Below are 18,367 nucleotides of genomic sequence, written 5' to 3'. Positions count from 1 at the left end.
AACTTTTGACAGGACCAAATCCAAATAACAAACATCCGTTAGCGGGCTTTCCTCAAGTAGGTTTTTTAAGAAACTTTATCACATCAGACAATATCAATGTTGGCGATTTCACTTACTACGATGACCCTGAGGGGCCTGAAAACTTTGAGAAGAACGTTTTATATCACTTCGATTTTATTGGCGATAAACTAAATATTGGCAAATATTGTGCAATTGCCACTGGCGTGAAGTTTATTATGAATGGCGCGAATCATAAAATGTCAGGCTTTTCGACTTATCCTTTTCAAATTTTTGGCAATGGCTGGGAGAAAGTCATGCCGAAGGATGGTGAGTTACCTTTCAAAGGCGATACAGAAATAGGCAATGATGTCTGGATTGGGTATGAATCTACCATTATGCCGGGGGTTAAAATCGGTAATGGGGCCATTATTGCTAGCAAGTCGGTGGTTACCCAAGACGTGCCTCCATACAGTATTGTTGGAGGAAATCCAGCCAAGGTGATTAAAATGCGCTTTGAGCAAGACGCAGTCGATATGCTTCAAGATATTGCGTGGTGGAATTGGCCAGTAGAAAAGGTGACTGAGCACCTAGATGCCATCGTTGGCAATGATTTAGAGACGTTAAAAAGGGCAAAGTAAGTCATGCAGTTAGAAGTTGAAGGCCGGCTTAAAAAATTAAAAAGTTACAAATCAAATTTTGTATTACTTGCAATAACGGCCTTATTAAGTCTAGTTACCTTAATTTTATTTGTAACAGAGAGCGATAGTTTTATTAATATAACGGGTTATATTAAAGCAGGTTATATGGCTTTTTTAGTGGGGTTATATGTATACATTTTATATCGCTGGAAATATACCCCTTTACGAATGATAAAACCAATATTAGTTCTTTGTTTACTGCAAATAGCAACAGTCAAATGGGGTGAGTCGAGTATCGGATTGAATCCATATTCTGCCATCGGGGCATCATTTAATTTTGATGCTTTTTCTATCACCGTTAATTTGCTGGCAATAGTCATGGTTGGGCTTACATGGCGCTGTAAATTATTTGCCAAACATTAATATGCGGTATGGATTGTTAAATGCTAAAAACACGGGTTATTGCGATAATTGGAGCATCAGGCTGTGGCAAAACATCCCTGATAAAAGCTGTCTCAGATAAGCTTAATTGCCCATATTTACTTTGAATAGTAAAGAGGACTTTTTGTATATATGAAGTAATTAACGTTTTATTTGTGAGTAATATATAAGATTTTGATAAAAAACTTGTTTAGTGTAGTATTCTCCTGTGTTTAAATTTGGTACAGTCAAGGAAGTTTAAGGTGAATAGACATTTATTAGTACATGTTTTTATTTTGTTCTTTTGTATGTTTACGCTGTCAGCATGTGGCGGCGGGGGCGATGGAAATTCAACTGAGTCGGGTTCAATTAGTACGCCGGATTCAACAGATACGTCGGACTCAACAGATACGCCGGACTCAACAGATACGCCGGACTCAACAGATACGCCGGACTCAACAGATACGCCGGACTCAACAGATACGCCGGACTCAACAGATACACCGGACTCAACAGATACGCCGGATTCAATAGATACGCCGGATTCAATAGATACGCCGGATCCCACACCGCCAGATAGTATTAGCAATGAGCCTCCACAGGTAGAAATCTCAGGCGAAGAAGCGGTGCTGGCGCAAACTGAGTTTACGCTTTTGGCAAATGCTTCTGATGATAAAGCCGTTGTAAACTATCAATGGGTATATGAAGCGAATGGGCATACTCTAAATATCAGCGGTGAAAAAAGCGCTGAATTGGTAGTCTCTAGCGATGATATTGATAGTGATATTGAAGTCACTTTTACCGTAACTGTTGTTGATGGTTCTGGGCTGGAGGCAACCGCTACGCATGCAGTTACCATCGTTGCGCCAGAAAATAGCGCACCCACAGTATCAATCACGGGAAGCACTAGCCTGCAAGAGGGAGAAAAAGAAGTCTTAACAGCTATCGCAGCAGATCAAGATGGCTTAGTCGCTAATTATCAGTGGCACTACCCTAATGACGCCCCAATTTTGGTGAGTGGAGAAAATAGTGCTCAGTTAACCGTTGAAACGACTGATATTTCGTCAAACAGCCAAGTGACCTTAGAGGTGAGCGTTACGGATAATGAAGGTGCTATTGCAAAAGCACAAGTTTCGCTTTCGTTAACGCCTTTACCTAATCAAAAACCCGTGGTGCAAATAATCTCTGGGCAGTCAACAATCCTAGAAAAACAAGCCTTCACTTTGCAAGGTGAGGCGCAAGACAATGATGGCCATATCGAAAGTTATCAATGGCAACATAATGGCCCCGCAGAGTTGCAACTTTCAGGTTTAAATAGCGCAGTTTTAAATGTGCAAAGTCATGATATACAAGAAGACTTACCTGTCACTTTCACCTTGAATGTAACTGACAACCAAGGTGGCAATAGCCAAGCTACTTTTGACGCGACGATTAAGGCGATTAAACACCAGCTGACGTTAGCCGGTACCATCACGGATGAGCCAATTGGACATGCAAACGTAGAAGTTCAAATCGGCACTGAGAAATTTCTAACACAAGCAAATAGTGCTGGCGAATATACAATCGACGTAAATATCGATGAGTCGCAGGTTAATGCAATGACGACGATTCATGCTACTGGCATTAATGCACAAAGCCATGTTGAGTTAATCTCATTGCTTGGTGAGGCCGGCGAGCTTACGATAGCTGCTGGCGACGATGGTGTTTTAAACTCTGAAGAAGTCTTTGGCGTGAATGTAACGAACCTGACAACCATTGAGTATGGCCTGATCCAAGGTGCTGGAATAGAGGTATCAGATCAAGCTTCTTTGAATAATGCTAGAAAAAATATTGATCCTGATGAAAAGTTGTCGCTAGCGGCAGTCGTTAAAGCCGTGATTGATCATGGTCATGCGCTGCCTGATGGTATTAACTCGACGCTTGATCTTGCGAAAGATTTACCTAAAGCAAGAAAAATGCTTAGACGGCTCAAGTCGTCAAATCCAGATTTATTCAAACAAATCAGGCAAGATATCAAAAAAGATAAACAGCTGATGCAGGAAGCTGAGTTTATTCCTAATGGTACTTATGTTTTATCTGAGTTGAGTCATTTTAATGGTTTTACAGCCAAGTTAATTTTTGACAATGACAATACTGGTCGCTTAGAAGGAACTGCGATAAGGGAGTTTACTTGGTCACAAGCAGGGGCCAAACTTATACTGAATTTAGCTCAGCCACTGGATATTTATGAGTCGGGCAGTTACTACAGACCTGACTATCAAGTGGATCAGATCTCATTGGCATTGTTTAATAGTAGCGAAGATACTTTTTCAGCTGACGTATCTATGCGTACAGTTACAAAAACTGATGAACCTGTAATAGAAGCAAGTGGGTTCCATGGCTACTTTGCCCCATTCTCGTCTCTACCCACTTATTCGGAGTCTGATTTCTTAGGTAAGTGGCATATTAATATGCAATACAAGAGACGAATAGCCTATGCAAAAGGCATTGAATTTTTAGCGAACAACATTGCAGATGTCACGTCTGTAAAGAGCCCAAGCAGAATTCGCTGGTCGTTTAATAATAATCAATTGAACTATTACTTTGAGTCCTCTAATTATAAAGTCACGGTTTTACGAGAGTTTGAACTTGGATTTCAAGTATTGATGGAACAAGACTCATTTTTTGCACCTAAACAAGTCTTTCCAGCCATATTAGTGAAGAATCAAAGCACTAACTTTAACGATATTAATTATGTAAAAACATGGTCACCTGAAAAATTAAAAGGTGAGACTGAATCATTTTTAGTCGATGAAAATAACGACTTTCAATACCGATGGAGACGCGATGTTTATGCGCGAATGCAAGATGGTAAATTGATGCGTCACAATTACAGATTTGCGGGTAAGGACGTTGAAAAGTGTGACATTAATTTAGAGCAATGTATTACAGAACACAATTTTGAGTTTAAATTACTTGCAACCAAAGGTGATTTAATTGCAGTGGAGTATTCTTCTATTGACTTGCGTGGTGAGTCTCCTAATTTCATTGTCAGTCAAGTGTATATTTTTAGATTAAGTGACGATGGGTTGGAAACCAGCTCTTTTACAGAGTCGTTTATTTCAAATAACAATCATTACTTTGTATTTGGCAGTAGACCGAGTTTGTATCAAACCTCGGCTGAGGGAATTACACACTTGCAGGGAAAACGACACTGCCACACAACAGCAAGCAATAACACCATCTGCGGCGATGCGCTGTATATAGGTGCTAACAAATACTGGATCTCCCGTGAAGGTGACTTGCTGTCGCTAACCAATATAGAGTCGGACGAGCAATCGTATTTTAAGCTTATTAGCTCAGATGATGCTGGTATTTTTCTTTGTCACTTTACTGATAGTGCTATTTGTACAGAGCAAAATACAGAATACTTCTTTTTTAAAAAACCTGCACTTAACATAAATATCACGCAAGAAGGGGTAGGACAGGTAACGCCGTCAGTGAATGCTTTTGGATACAAAGAGAGCTTTAAACTATTACTCCAGCCGGATGATGACTACACTGTCAGCGAGGTAAGCGGGTGTGAGGGTACATTAGAAGAGCTAGATGACCAGAGCTTTATCTATTCAGTTATGGCGCCAGTATCAGACTGTGATATTCATGTTACATTTGAGTTGAAGCCGCCATTTTTCGGTGAAATGCTGTTTGTGGATACAGCGTTAGACATCCCACATAGCTGGTATTTTCAGTTCAACATTGATGGAACTGGTATTATGAATGCCAATAACAACCTAGTTAAGTTTACTATTGAGCAAACAAGTACATCTGAATATCAAGCTGAGTTTCTAAAGCGATACGCCTTTGTTAATGGCCGCTATGTAGCCCATAACCGCTATACGGTCCGAGTCGGGGATGGTCAGTATATCACAGCAACCGGTTTTAAGTTGAGTTATCGTGACGGTGGGGTCTACCTTGTTTGGAAAGGTGTTGGGGGTGAGAATCATACGCCATATGAATCTTTACCTGTGTTATTGACTAATAGCAAAGATATTCAAGCGATAGATGTTGCACCTGAGGATGTAATAGGGACTTGGACATTAAGCTATGGTTTTTATAAAGAATCAAGATATTCAAACACAGCGCAAAATATTGAAATTACCTTGAACGACGACCAAACAGGGGTCATTTCTACCGGCCACAATAAAGGATCACCCAGAGAACAGGCAATATCTTGGGAAATTACCAGTGATAAAAAGCTTAGACTGTTTCAAGAGCAATACGGCAATGTTGCTGAGCTGAAATTGGTAAACTCTTCTGACCTAGGTTATCAATTCTTAATTGAATATGTAAAAGACTCAGTTTCAAATGGCTATAATAGTAGCTGGCTGCAGCATGGGAACGGTGTTTTATTTAAACATCGTGATTATACTTTTTTGGATATTTCTGGAAAGTGGCGATTTAAAGATGGAACTATAGAAAAAGGGTTTGAGTTACACCCTGATGGTACTTATATAACGGCAAACCTCAATGGGGCTGCATCAGCTAAGTGGGAAGCGAATACGTTATACCTAAGCGTTAAGTTTAATCAAAAGTTTTTTATTTCTGACCCTGTTTGTGATCTGCAAAGTGAGTTTTGTATTGAGCGTTCGTTAGCACAGTATAAGGTCTTAGGGCAAGACCGTAGGTATCTCTATGTATTAGATAGAAGATGGGTACGTCATGGTAATTATGATGAATCGAAATTGATTAAGGTTGAACTGGATGCTGACCCTATTTTGAAAGAATTTGAACCTCATATGTTGGGCAACTTTAATTTATATGAAACTGATTCTGCACTAACGAGGTACTGGCGTATTTATGTGGATTCAAGGAGGCTTAAATTAGACGTTGAAGGGGCTTTTAACGTGCCAGTTTCGTTAGAAGCCGGAAAGCTAAAGCATGAAGTTGATGATGTTACTTACTGGGTTGAAATTGTAAATAGCAATCAAAATGGGATATGGGTTTGCCGCTATGCCCAAGGTGAAAGTTGCAATGAGTCAAATCAACACTTTTTGCGTTACGAAATTCCTTCATATGAAGTTAAAATTACGGCTAGCGAGGGCGGACAAGTTAATACAAACCTAATTGGTGACTACCAGCTATATAATGAACCTTTGGAAATGGAAGTTGAACCAGAGGAGGATATGTATGTCGTGCAGCCCAGAGAGTGTGATTTACGCTTAAAATATGTAGCAGGTGATGGTTTAGTATTTCACAACACTACGCTTAGTCAGGCTTGTCATCTCAATATTGAATTTAAGCCATGGGAAAAAGTGCAATCTGAGCGATTGGGGATAATAGATCCCTCATTGGCCGCTTGTGTAAATAGATATAATAACCTCTCTAATCCTCATATTGAATATATGGATTCGCTTCGGTGTGACAATAGCAGTAGCATGTGGGATAGCTTAGTCGAGCTGGATAAGTTTGAATATTTGACAAAACTAACTTTTGAGAATGTATCGAACTTTAGTGAGCAATCTCAAGCTCAGTTAGAAGGCATGACGCACTTGAAAGCGTTAAAACTGAAGTCTGTGGGTCTTGATGAATTAGATTTGTCTCAACTAACGGATCTGACATCGTTAGAATTATTGTCAAATGATCATCTGAATTCTCTTATTTTGCCTGAAAAGGGGATTTTAAAAAGGCTTACAATTGCTGACGGGGGACCGCGTAAATTGAATGTAGTTAACAATGAGCACCTGCAGTCGATACAGATTTCTGATAGTGATGTAGAGGTGCTTGATGTGACAGGCTCGAATAACGTTTACGAAATCAATGCAAAAAACAGCCAGTTACAGCAGATTCTGGGCGTTACCAAACAAAATAAATTGTCAACTCTTTATTTAGATAACACGCCTATTACGGAATTAGACTTATCAAACTACGTTAATTTATTTACATTACGCACCGTTAAAACGCAAATTACAGACTTGGATATTACAGGATTGAATCGTTTAAAGTACTTATACGCAAGTGAATCCGCACTGCAAAATTTGACGGTGAACGATGAGAGCAATTTGTATCTCTTACATGCATGGAATACTTTTATATCTTGGTTAGATTTCTCGAAGTTACCAAAGTTATATGACTTAGAGATTGATAATTCTAAGTTAACATCTTTAGATTTAACAGGTGCACTAGGTTTGCAACATTTGTCTGCTAACAACAACCAAATAAAGTCAGTTGTGATCCCTGTTGAATCACAGCTTTTTAGCTTGGCATTACAAGGCAACGAAATTTCAGATTATAAACTGGTGGGCGAAGGAAAAAACAGCAGTCTTTACTGGATTAATATGGATAATAACCTGATTAATCACTTTTCTGATGAAAAGTTGGGCAGACTTAGGCATCTATATTTATCAGGCAACCCTTTAAGTAGTTTAGAGCTGAATAACAAACCTAACTTTATGGGATTGAAATTAAATGATACGCAATTGACTTCATTTGATACAACCGGTTTTGACTATCTACAAATGTTGTATCTTGATAATACGCGCATCACTCAAATTGACATACCGGTAAGTATACAGAAATTAAGCCTAAATAATACGAGGATAACAACTTTGAATCTGCCTTATGGTTTACATAATAGTAAAATTTACTTTAGCGGTAATACATTGGATACTTTACAAGGGGAAAAAGCTTCAGGTCGGGTTCGTCTAAATTTAACAGAAACACAAAGAAGCGAGCAGGTTGAGCGGTACCTTCAAGAAAATAGCTCGTTTATTTGGGCCTTTGAGTGCGAAGAAATAGAAGGAAAACACAGGTGCTCAGATATAAATTGATAATAGAGCCTATAAATATACCTTACCTCTGATTTAGTTTTTAAAAAAACGCTCGGTTAATAAAAGCACATTTTATGTGCTTTTATTTTTTATCATGCGTTTAATCCAGGTCGAACCTTCACTGTTTATATTGGAATATTATGATAACCCCACAAGTAATCGCGATAAGTGGAGCATCAGGCTGTGGCAAAACATCCCTAATAAAAGCTGTCTCAGATAAGCTTAATTGCCCATATTTACTTTTTGATGAGTACACAAACGCGCATACTTACCCTAAGGATATGAAGGCATGGTTAAAAGCGGGTGTCAATCTCAACGAGATTAAAACGCCCGCTTTTATCAAAGCTCTTGAAGAGCTTACACTGTCATGTGGGGCGCCTTATGTCTTTATAGAAGAGCCTTTTGGTCGGTGTAGAGCTGAGATATCAAAGTATATTGACTATGTTATTTTGCTCGATGTGTCTTTAGAAGTTTGCTTGTCCCGTGTGATCACCAGAAATATCAATACGCCACATATTAATTCACGTAATGCCATATCAAAATATCTCTGTGTTTATGATGACTATTTAAGCGCTATTTATGCAAATGTGGTTGAACAAGTTCGTCATACCTGTGATTTGACAGTGACTGGGGTATTACCTCTTTCAAAGACTGTTGACCTCGTCGAGCGCTGGTTAGCTAGACAGCGCATTTCTCAGTCTTAACTGTGTTTTATACACTGTGAAATGTAGGTCACTCTTTCAATTTATATCGTCCCTTTGAGCACATCGATAATCGGTTGTTTTCAATCTAGTTAATTTCCTTCTCTATAAGTTACTGAAAATATTTGTAATAAAAAGACCGAACGGGCCCATTAGAACGCTTATGGCCATTTTTTCCCACATACTGAGCTCATCAAATCACGGGATGTGATGATTAGTAACTAACTAAATACCAGTGGGAGAAAAGATGATGAACACACATAACACAGGACATTGCGCAACACGTTGGGATACGAGATTGTTTTTGATAGCAGGGTGCTGCATGTTAATTAATACAGTTTGCTTGTGGATGAGGCATTTTTCAGGTTATCAGATGTCTTTACTATGGGCTGCAGTGCCTGCAATTATCGCATTGGGCTCCTGTACATTGGGTGTTTTGAAACTTTACCCTAGAGCGGTGAGCCAAGCTCGTAAACTTGCCATTGGCGGGGCATGTTTTGCGGTCATGTCACTGACGTCATTAGTACTTGCGTCCATGTGGATATTTGTTTTATCGGTTTTTGGAGACGGTATTACTGGTCGGCCATCAACTGGGTTTGCGGTTTTGATTGGGGCATTTATGGTGTTCATGATGATATCTTTTGCTTTTAACTCGGTTGCATTCCTAGTAGAACGTACGACTCGCAATATCGGACTTTTATTACTTGTTCCTGTCAGCTGCTGGGCACTCATGTTGATTGTTGCCTTACTTAAAAGCTTTGAAGCTGGTTTATCTCTTGATTTTTATACCAATGGGGTAATGGGCGTTGCATTTTTACTGGTCGCATTTGTTCTGAAAAAGCGTCAATAACATTTACAGCATATAGTGGAATAAGGGATTGAGTATTGATGCATATTACAAATACGCAATCCTAACCTCCTTATATTATCATTCATCTTATGTTTATAATAAGTGTGTATCCTTTAGCGCAAATAAAAAAATAAACAGGATTTACAATGATAAAGAACACGATGTTTGCACTTTTACTTACTCTACCATTTATATCCAATGCGAATATTTCAATAAAGACGGCAAGTGGAACTGATAAAGAAATAAAAATAGAAAATGCCTTAAATAAACTCATTGATGAATATGATATTAAGCAGTGGCTTTATACAAGTAAGGTATTAGTCAATGAAAAGGCAAGGGTACCCCACAGTCATCCAATACTTACAATGAATACGGCAAGGCCTTATTTAGAAAGTGATATAAGAGTACTTTCCACGTTTCTTCATGAGCAGTTTCACTGGCATGTGGTTTTAAATGGGAAAGGTAGCATTGATGAATTCCGCGGTGCGATAAAAAGAGAGTTTCCGGTTGTCGAATATAAAAGGCCGATGGGAAGCGGGGATGAAGGGGGCACACTGACGCATTTAATCGTCTGTTATTTAGAGTACCGAGCGATGGCGTCATTAGTCGGTGAACGTGAAGCAAGAGCGCTGCTTGAAAGCAACCCTTATTATACGTGGATATACAAAACAATTTTGAATCAAGATAACCACCCCAAATTAGATAAATTAGTGAAAGAACTAAACCTCACTATTTTTAACCAAGACAAAAATGTTAAACGAATTTAACTGGACTAAACCTCTTTGATAGTTATGCGATTTAGTACAAAACTAAATCGCATAATGTTAATTCAGAGATTGTTGATAATAAGACTTTGCTTGCTCTAGTGTGTGTTTGAGGATATGGCTAAGAGATGCGGGGCTTTCGAAAGCTTGAATTGAACGCTGAGAAAGCAGCGCTTTTAAAGTGTCTGTTGTATGTGATAAGCGCTTTTCAACTTCGATAAAATCGATTTGCCCGTTGCTTGCAAAACGCAGTTTACTTGGGTTTACACATCCTCTTTTACAGGTACCATGTAACTTTCTGCTGCAGTGACACAGGGCTTGTTTATTAACAAGGCCGCAGCTTTGCTGGGTAAACTCGACGACTTCATTTCTAGCTCGCTGGAGCTGCTTACGATAGGTTGCAGGGGAGCAGGCTAAAATATCACTAGATTGTGCGTGGTCCAGCTCAAAGATCTCACCCAAAATGTATACTAACCTTGCTTTGGGCTTTAGGCATAATAGCATGGCCATAGTGCAAGATATTCTAAGTTCGTTCAGTAGAACCTGGTAATCCATCCTTGATGTATATTCTTCACTGGGAAGCTCTAAATCCGACTCTAAATCTGTTTTAAAAGTCTCGAACGATAACTGTAGTTCAGCACGTCTGGCTTTGTTGCTATTCATGAGGTAGTTTGCTGCTACGCGATATACCCAGGTTTCGAATTTACTCTCAAAACGAAATGAACTTAAATTGGTCATTATTTTTATTAAAATATCTTGGGTGATGTCCTCGGCCTGTTGGTGGTCTACCAGCATGCGAAGTGCCAAATTAAATATCTTATCTTTTATACTGGCAATTAATTGAGCGAGTGCATTTTTATCCCCATCTACTGCGGTGCGAATTAATGTGTACATTTCTTGTGAGTTTTTCTGCGACAAGTGAGCGTTCATTTTTTTATCCTTGTTCTTTTGAACAAAGGCTTCATATTTTGAAGCCCATTAATTATTTTTATATTGTGTGGTTATTTGTCGGCATGTGGATTATCAATGACGATAAGCCAATTACCGTTATCCTGTTTTCTGAGCGTTGCGACCGACAAGCCATTTTCTTGTATTGCTTCCCCAGAAGGGAGTATCGCGTTCATAACCCAGTTTGCAGTATGTGTGGCTATATCTCCAGCAATAGTTACTTTGTGTGTGTCTGGGTATGTAAATGTTGGTTTGATTGCGAGTGCCTCTTTAAAGCATTCAGAAATCGTTTTCCGACAATGTATCCATTGATTAGGTTCAAAGGCCACAGCTGCTTGAGTTTCATATTGTGCCATGACAGTTTCTAACTCCCCTTGATTAAAAGCGTTTGTCATTCGTTTAATCGTTGCCAGTACATCTAATTCTTGATGGTTCATAATAAATCCTTTGCATTAATTATTTTATAAAGACCTTATTGGTCTAGGTGTTTTTAAAGTAATGAGCCTCTACTTGATGATTATTGGAGTAGAGGTCAAGCTGAGTAGCTACATATATTTAGACAAAACCCAAATGCAAGGTGTGACAGGAAAAATGTTTTTTAGCTTAAAAATTATGATGGGAAATAATAATTAAATTTTTTTAATTTTTATTGTTTATATAATAAATGGCATATAAATCAGCGGTTTATTTTTTATTTCTAATGCTTTTTGTTAGTATTTATTGTGGCCTGTTTTTATTTTGTTTTATTTTCAAATGTGTTTTGTTAGTATTTCTCCGTTGCAGTGTTGCGAATAGGTTAATAATAACAGGAAGTATTAAGTTTAACTTAGTTGGTTGAAATATGTACATAATAAAAAAATTTAAAATGCCCATTTTGGCATCTACAATTGCGGCTATCATGTTGACTGGGTGTGGTAGTTCAGACTCAAATGATAAACCAAAAATTAACTCATCAGTAGCATCTAATGAAGAGGGGTCAAAACCAGATAAAGACCTCTTACCGCCTGATACAGACCCTAAACCTCCAGTCATTTTAATTTCAGGCCCTCAACAAGTTGAGGAAAAGAGCTCTTTTAGATTAGAACTTAAAGTAGAGGATGATGGCGAAATTAAGTCGATTAATTGGTCTCATGACTCTAATTTAGATTTGGCAATGGTGCTGGATGAGCAAGACAATCCAACATTTACCGTGCCAGACATTAGCCAAGATGATACGGTTAACTTTACTGTTTCAGTAACGGACGATGATGGTGAGTTAGTCCAAGAGACACACGCAGTGTCGATTAGTCGTATAACAAAAAGCTTGGCATTCCATGGTGTTGTAACTGACAGCCCAATCAAATATGCCTCAGTTCAAGTTATTGCAGGAAGTGACCGTGTTGAAGTCGAAGCGAATGAGGCTGGTGAATATAAAGCAACGCTTGAAGTGGATGAAATCGCAACTAATGAGATGCTTAAACTCGTTGCTTTGGGCTCCAATGAGCAGCCTGAAGTTGAATTCGTATCTCAGCTAGGAACATTTGATGAGCTTCGTGTTCAGGCTGGAGATGATCTTATACTCTCCAGTGACGAAAACTTTTCAGTAAATGTGACTAATGTTACAACAGCTGAATATGCACTTTTACAACGTACTGGTATTGAAATAGTTGATGATAGCAGCCTACTCAATGCATTGCAGGAAATAGATGGTGAGGAGTTACTAAATCTAGCAACTATCATTAAAGTGGTAGTTGATTCTGATAAATATGACTTACCAGAGGGGATCTCTTCGACGTTAGAGCTTGTTAGTGATAAGACACATTCTTCTTCTTTTGAACAAGTAATAAAGTCACAGGAGCACGCTTATTTTGAACAAGTTAAGCAGCAAATCTTAGAAGATGAAACCTTAGTTTCCAAGCAGCTACCTTCGCTTGAAGGTGAGTTTGTGTTACATCAACCAAGATACTATAACCTGCCTGTGTATCATTTATCGCTTGATGAAAATGGACAGGGCAACTTTGTCGCTGAGAATAAAGTGGCAGTAAATGAAGTTAGTTTATTGAATAATGAATTTGTAATTGAACTTGGTGAACCTGCAATTCTTTACCGCTCTAGTAGACGTAAGCTTGACGAAATGGGGGAAGAGGTTAGGGATCAACTCGGTAACCCTGTCTATGAACAAATTATACGTAAATCGTCAAAGTTAACACTACAAACATTACATACTAATCAATCGTCTAGTATTGTAGAGGTCAACTCACATGCTGAAGAGTTTATCGATGGTGTGTTGAACCCTGATGCTGAGCTAAATACCTTAACAACCTATAAATTAAGAGATAAGAAGCTAGCCCTGAGTTTAAGTGCTGAGGAGCTTACGGGGAAAACTTGGCTCATTGAGTTGAACGATAATGATCATTTTGCTGAAAACAGACCAATTAAACGTTACCAGTTTAACGAAGATGGTAGTGTTACTTCAAACGGTCAATTGATAAATGCGACTTGGGAATTGCAAGGTCAATCACTGACGGTTAACTACAAAGAACAGGAAGAAGATACGAAATTACAGTTTTGGTTAACTAAACCTACCGTAGCTGGATATTATTTTGTTGCCCAAGAGCTTAATATGCAAAGCGGATCAGCTACCTCTTTTTCAGGGCTTATGGTCGCTAAGCAGAATGACTTGATAGTGACACAACAGGACATCGAGGGAAGTTGGACTGGATTTATTGGTCGTGCTCAGAGAACGCATCAGCTCCGTATAAACGAGCGCTTGGACGCGAGAGTTGGTATTGCAGAGCGTTCTCCATATCTTCATGGCAAGTGGGATAATAATCGTTTTTACAGGCAGTGGTACAGGGATGGAAGCAATGGTGGTCGTACTTGCTATCAACTGACATCGAAATGTGAGCTGAGTGCACATATGGAATATGAGTTCTTAGCAATGCAAGATGGCAATTATCTGGTTTATCGCAAAGTGATTGAATATCCTAACACCGCTTGGGAGTTTATGTCTGGTGAAGGAATATTCCACTATGTTTACACACCAGATTATGAATATTCTGAGTTTAACTCTGTGATGCTCTCAGATCACGCTAGGTTTTTTGTAGAGTCAGAGTTTGGTTACCACCCGCAAGTTAATATCGAGCAGCCTAATAGCATAGATGCGGTCAGCACTATTTCTTTGAATAATGAGATTTATCCAATGTCCATCGTTAATGGACATATCCAATATGAAGCTGATGGTAGACTTATGCATATTTCTTTATTGAAAGAAGAAGCGGACTTTATAGAAGTTTGTCTATTTGAGGCGACAGTAGGGTGTAGTGAGGACGATAAGCAAGTTTGGTATTCAAACCATGAAGCCCTACCAAAAACAGCCAGTTATTTTTTAAATACTGATGCTGACTACCAATCACATTACATACTAGAAGAAATGTCTGATGGCTTTGTTCAATTCAAGAGTCCGTTTGACCCTTACTACACCATGGAAGCAGAGGTGTCTGGTGAAGATATTCTTCTAACAAGCACTATTAATGTTCCCGTTGAAGATTACTACTTTAGACTCCTTAGTAAAGTGGAAGTAAAAGATCAAGGTGAGCAAATTGTACTAACTAAAACACACGATATTTATGAATATGGACAAATTGTACATACAATAAAAACTGATGAAATTTTTGCTCTTCGTGTAGATGCCCATAAAGGTATTAAAACGTCAGTAGAAACAATTATTGGTGACTGGATTGTTAGTGTTGGTCAGTCTTTATATAGCTACAGTTTTGCTGATGGTGTTGGGGCAAAAGCGCTACATGATAACAGTGAGACCACTGAGTTCACTTGGTCTATCATTGGTGGCAACGTGCTTTATATTGTATATGCAGATGCTTCTGTCGAGCGATTCACTTTAATAAGTGAAAGTAATGACTTGGAATACGCCCTTATTATGGAGAATGGTGAGCATTATCCATACAGCCTGTTCGATAATGGTACCACTGGCAGCATGGTAAAGTCGCAACCGTTGGAGCTAACATCGGAAGAGTATGTTGGTAGATGGTTCGTCAAGTCTCTTGATAAAGCGCTAAATGATTTCAATAGCACTATGGAAATATATGAAGATATGACAGTACACCATAGTGTCAAAACGTCAGAACCCCAAGGCTACTTTGAAAATGGTCTATTTAAATTGGGTTTATATTATGATCATAATCTAGCGCGTCATGTGAGACAGTGCGATGACCTTTCTCAGTGCTCGACATATGAAACGATTACTTATACACCGGTAGCGCGTATTGGAAATGATGTATACCTTATTAAAGAAAGTCAATTTGATGAGAAAGAGCTGATAATGCTTCGTAAGCAAGAGATAGCTTTTGAAGACGGCTTTTCTGATTTTCATGTTCAATTTAACTTATTAGATAATAACGGTGAAGTATGGTCGGGAGATATTAATCACTATAGTCGTTATTTGAATATACCTAATCGAGGGGAGTTTGAGTATACACTTATGGATGGGAAAATACTTTTAACTCTGGAAGATGGCTTTGAACATGTGTTAGAAGTGGTTCCAGAAAGTAACACCGTGGACGGAATTACATTTTGTATGTACCAAAATACAAAAACGTGTACAGAGCAAGATAAATTTCGTTTACGTTATCACCACCCTTATTTTGACTAAGTGCTATTCTTAATAGATTGAAACGCCACTTTTATAAGTGGCGTTTTTTATTTTATATTATGCAAAAAGTGCAATGAACTAATTTTAAACTATGTAATAATATTTCTGCTATTAGATTTATAAAATTCAAACTTCTTATAAAAAAGAAAACTAAATTCGCTAAAGGAGTATCTAGAGAATGATTCAATATAGAATAGCTGAAGTAGCAGAGTTACCTGCACTGAAGTCTTTACTGTGGAAATACGGCCCCAATGAATGGAACTACCTAACGCAAGCTGGTGTTGATGAAGAATTTACACTCATTGAACAGCGAGATGCTAAGGCACTCGTTGCGTTAGAAGGTGAGCAAATTGTTGGCTTTGCTGTTTTGATAAATGGCAATGTGAGTCCAGACTACCTGAATCAATATTGCTGTCTAGATGAGATAGCGTTTATAGGCGATGTGGTGGTGTCGGCAAATCACAGCGGTAAAGGCATTGCTACGCAGCTTTTGCGTCACTGTATTGATTTGGCGAAGGATAAAGGCGTTGGCTCTGTGTTGATTGAGCGTCATGAAGAAAATTTAGCGTCAGCAGGTATGATGAAAAAAGCAGGATTTTCCGTGATTGATACTTTTTATGACCCGAAAAAACGCGCAGCTGGTTCGCAAAAGAGCGTGATCCTGTCAGTTACGCTCTAACGCATTTATTAAAACAATATACTAAAAATATGGCAGTACTTAGGTTGTTGAGTATTGCCATGTTAAATATTACTTAATCAATATAGCCAAGTCCGACTAACTGATGTTGGCGATGCAGTAGCGGATCTTGCAATTTGCATCGGCCATCATATTTACTGATTTCCCAGTTGGTATAAGTACATAGTTTAGGTGTCATTATATTTTGAATCTCTTTAATTACGCTGTTGTCTAATGCTTTATCTGGAAATTGTGTTTGTTTGATATGTATAGCCCATGAAAGTGCCAAAGGGCTAAACCAAGAAGTACCATGACCGGTGATTGGCGCATATGTCAGGCCAAACTGTGACGTAACCATCATGGGGGTTTCATTGTAAGGAAAAGGACGTTTATCAATAACACCAGAATTTACAAATAAGTCTATCCACTGCTCATTATTTGTAAAGCTAGAACTGAGCACTGACGCAATACCATGTAGTTGACCATTCACAGGTAATCGTGAATTAAGATCCTCAAAATAGGCAACTAAAGTACGATTTTCGAAGCTTTTATCTATATCCAGTGCGTTATTATACTCAGTCATATTAATACCACTGGCTTGGAAACCCATCACTCCCTCAGTATTAAACAAGGCGTCGTAAAAAGGGCGAATGGTATCGTATAAGCGTGCAAGAACCTCATTCGATGGTTTGGGGCCTTCACAGTTTTTTATCCAGTCACTAACAAGGGCTCTTTGGACTGTATATCCTGCCGAAAAGTTAATATACTCCACTCCTTGATCTTGTAATACCGTTTGCTTGAACTGCTCTGCCACTTGCTGAGTATGTGATTTAAGTAACTTAATATTTTCATCAGTTGGGTTGCAATACAGGTCATATCTAGAGGAGTATAACTTGGGAAGTGGGCCTACAACCAACTCTGCATGCGGGTTATGTTCTAAGAGGTAATGAAGTGGCTGTGAGCCGTGACCATTATCAGGTGATTCATAACTTTTATATAAGGCCTGATGAAACTCATCAATGAACCAAGCGGCAGGTATAAAAGATGCTTTACCAGAGTTATCTGTGAATTGGTCTACTTGCTTAAGCGTATCACGTACAATTTTTGGCACGAGATAAGTGGGATCAAATGATTGAGAAGAGGCTTGTTGATAAAAGCCTTGCTTATCAACGTAAAATAAACTCTTTATTCGGCTTCTATAGCGTAGAGTAGAGGAGAAGTTTACTCCCTCATCTTCAAGAATTAAGATGGTTTGTTTGGGGTCTGCTTTACTTTGATCAAATTCACCATTTGAAAATTTAACCTCGACTAGCTCACAGTATTCAGAGGAGTTATCTGATAAGCAGGCAATATTATTGTCGTTTAAAGTATCAAGTGTTTCACTGACAACGGTATCAACACGCTGTTTTAACGCAACTAAATACTCGTCTTTCGTTTGTTGTACCAGGCCATCAATGATGCCTGTCGCCGTTGCGTTTTTATCGTCTGAAATAGTATAAGTAAGTGAAAAGTCACCGACATAGTTTTGCTCAGGCGTGATGATTAAAGCGTTATTTTCAATTTTAGTAGTGACATTCCCTATGTCGACGACTACATCAATAAGCGTTATAGGGTCGCCATCTGGATCACTGTCATTGGTCAGTGGATTGAAAGTGATTACTTCATTTGTTTGCGTGGTGACTGAATCCTTATTCGCAACTGGGGAGTGGTTTGTTTCTTCTGGTGGCTGTTTGGGCTGAGTATTTTCTTGAGGAGCGTCACTGCTTCCACCGCAGCCGGTTAATACTAAAAGCAAAATGCTTAGACCACAGCTTTTTATTCCGTTCATTTTATTTCCTTGAAATTATTTTTCTATTGAATGAGTCGATTTAATAAATGCCTTATTAATACATCACACAGGGCCACGAGAGTTT

Annotated in this window: 12 protein-coding genes; 9 read left to right on the top strand and 3 right to left on the bottom strand. The window is 38.7% G+C overall.

Translation table 11 applies throughout. The features are described 5' to 3' along the window. Positions 1 to 5 precede the first annotated feature (5 nt). From AC2CZC_RS19625 to AC2CZC_RS19595, 7 genes are all read left to right on the top strand, one after another. Positions 6 to 638, top strand: coding sequence for a Vat family streptogramin A O-acetyltransferase (locus AC2CZC_RS19625; protein WP_211035975.1), 633 nt, complete (start codon positions 6 to 8; stop codon positions 636 to 638). Positions 639 to 641: 3 nt separating this feature from the next. Beyond that, positions 642 to 1,061, top strand: a complete 420-nt coding sequence (locus AC2CZC_RS19620) for a hypothetical protein (RefSeq protein ID WP_211035973.1) — start codon at positions 642 to 644, stop codon at positions 1,059 to 1,061. A gap of 20 nt (positions 1,062 to 1,081) precedes the next feature. Further along, complete coding sequence (locus AC2CZC_RS19615) at positions 1,082 to 1,186, top strand: ATP-binding cassette domain-containing protein (protein ID WP_211035970.1); 105 nt, start codon at positions 1,082 to 1,084, stop codon at positions 1,184 to 1,186. 135 nt (positions 1,187 to 1,321) lie between these two features. Beyond that, positions 1,322 to 7,864: a leucine-rich repeat domain-containing protein gene (locus tag AC2CZC_RS19610; protein WP_247686835.1), complete on the top strand. Its 6,543-nt coding sequence runs from the start codon at positions 1,322 to 1,324 to the stop codon at positions 7,862 to 7,864. A gap of 140 nt (positions 7,865 to 8,004) precedes the next feature. Further along, positions 8,005 to 8,568, top strand: a complete 564-nt coding sequence (locus tag AC2CZC_RS19605) for a nucleoside/nucleotide kinase family protein (protein ID WP_211035964.1) — start codon at positions 8,005 to 8,007, stop codon at positions 8,566 to 8,568. A 244-nt stretch (positions 8,569 to 8,812) separates the two neighbouring features. Next, positions 8,813 to 9,415: a hypothetical protein gene (locus AC2CZC_RS19600; protein WP_484583083.1), complete on the top strand. Its 603-nt coding sequence runs from the start codon at positions 8,813 to 8,815 to the stop codon at positions 9,413 to 9,415. A 161-nt stretch (positions 9,416 to 9,576) separates the two neighbouring features. After that, entirely contained in the window at positions 9,577 to 10,182 is a 606-nt protein-coding gene (locus AC2CZC_RS19595; RefSeq protein WP_484583082.1) for a hypothetical protein, read from the top strand. Between the two features lie 57 nt (positions 10,183 to 10,239). On the opposite strand, the gene AC2CZC_RS19590 is transcribed toward AC2CZC_RS19595, so the two are convergent. Both AC2CZC_RS19590 and AC2CZC_RS19585 read right to left on the bottom strand, forming a co-directional pair. Further along, positions 10,240 to 11,109, bottom strand: a complete 870-nt coding sequence (locus AC2CZC_RS19590; RefSeq protein ID WP_484583081.1) for an RNA polymerase sigma factor — start codon at positions 11,107 to 11,109, stop codon at positions 10,240 to 10,242. A 71-nt stretch (positions 11,110 to 11,180) separates the two neighbouring features. After that, positions 11,181 to 11,564, bottom strand: a complete 384-nt coding sequence (locus AC2CZC_RS19585) for a YybH family protein (protein WP_484583080.1) — start codon at positions 11,562 to 11,564, stop codon at positions 11,181 to 11,183. A 404-nt stretch (positions 11,565 to 11,968) separates the two neighbouring features. Here AC2CZC_RS19585 and AC2CZC_RS19580 point away from each other — a divergent pair, with 404 nt between their 5' ends. Next, a complete protein-coding gene (locus AC2CZC_RS19580; protein WP_484583079.1) occupies positions 11,969 to 15,778 on the top strand; it encodes a hypothetical protein in 3,810 nt (1,269 codons plus the stop codon). A gap of 178 nt (positions 15,779 to 15,956) precedes the next feature. Beyond that, the gene (locus AC2CZC_RS19575; protein ID WP_484583078.1) at positions 15,957 to 16,457 is read left to right on the top strand and encodes a GNAT family N-acetyltransferase; all 501 of its coding nucleotides are present in this window, start codon (positions 15,957 to 15,959) and stop codon (positions 16,455 to 16,457) included. 73 nt (positions 16,458 to 16,530) lie between these two features. Here the strand turns inward: AC2CZC_RS19575 and AC2CZC_RS19570 are convergent, their stop codons facing one another. Then, complete coding sequence (locus AC2CZC_RS19570; protein WP_484583077.1) at positions 16,531 to 18,282, bottom strand: Ig-like domain-containing protein; 1,752 nt, start codon at positions 18,280 to 18,282, stop codon at positions 16,531 to 16,533. Between the last annotated feature and the right edge of the window lie 85 nt (positions 18,283 to 18,367).

It is taken from the genome of Pseudoalteromonas sp. MMG033, assembly GCF_057197785.1.
The sequence above is the reverse complement of the archived record's forward strand: the minus strand, read 5'-3'. Positions and strand labels throughout refer to the sequence as shown.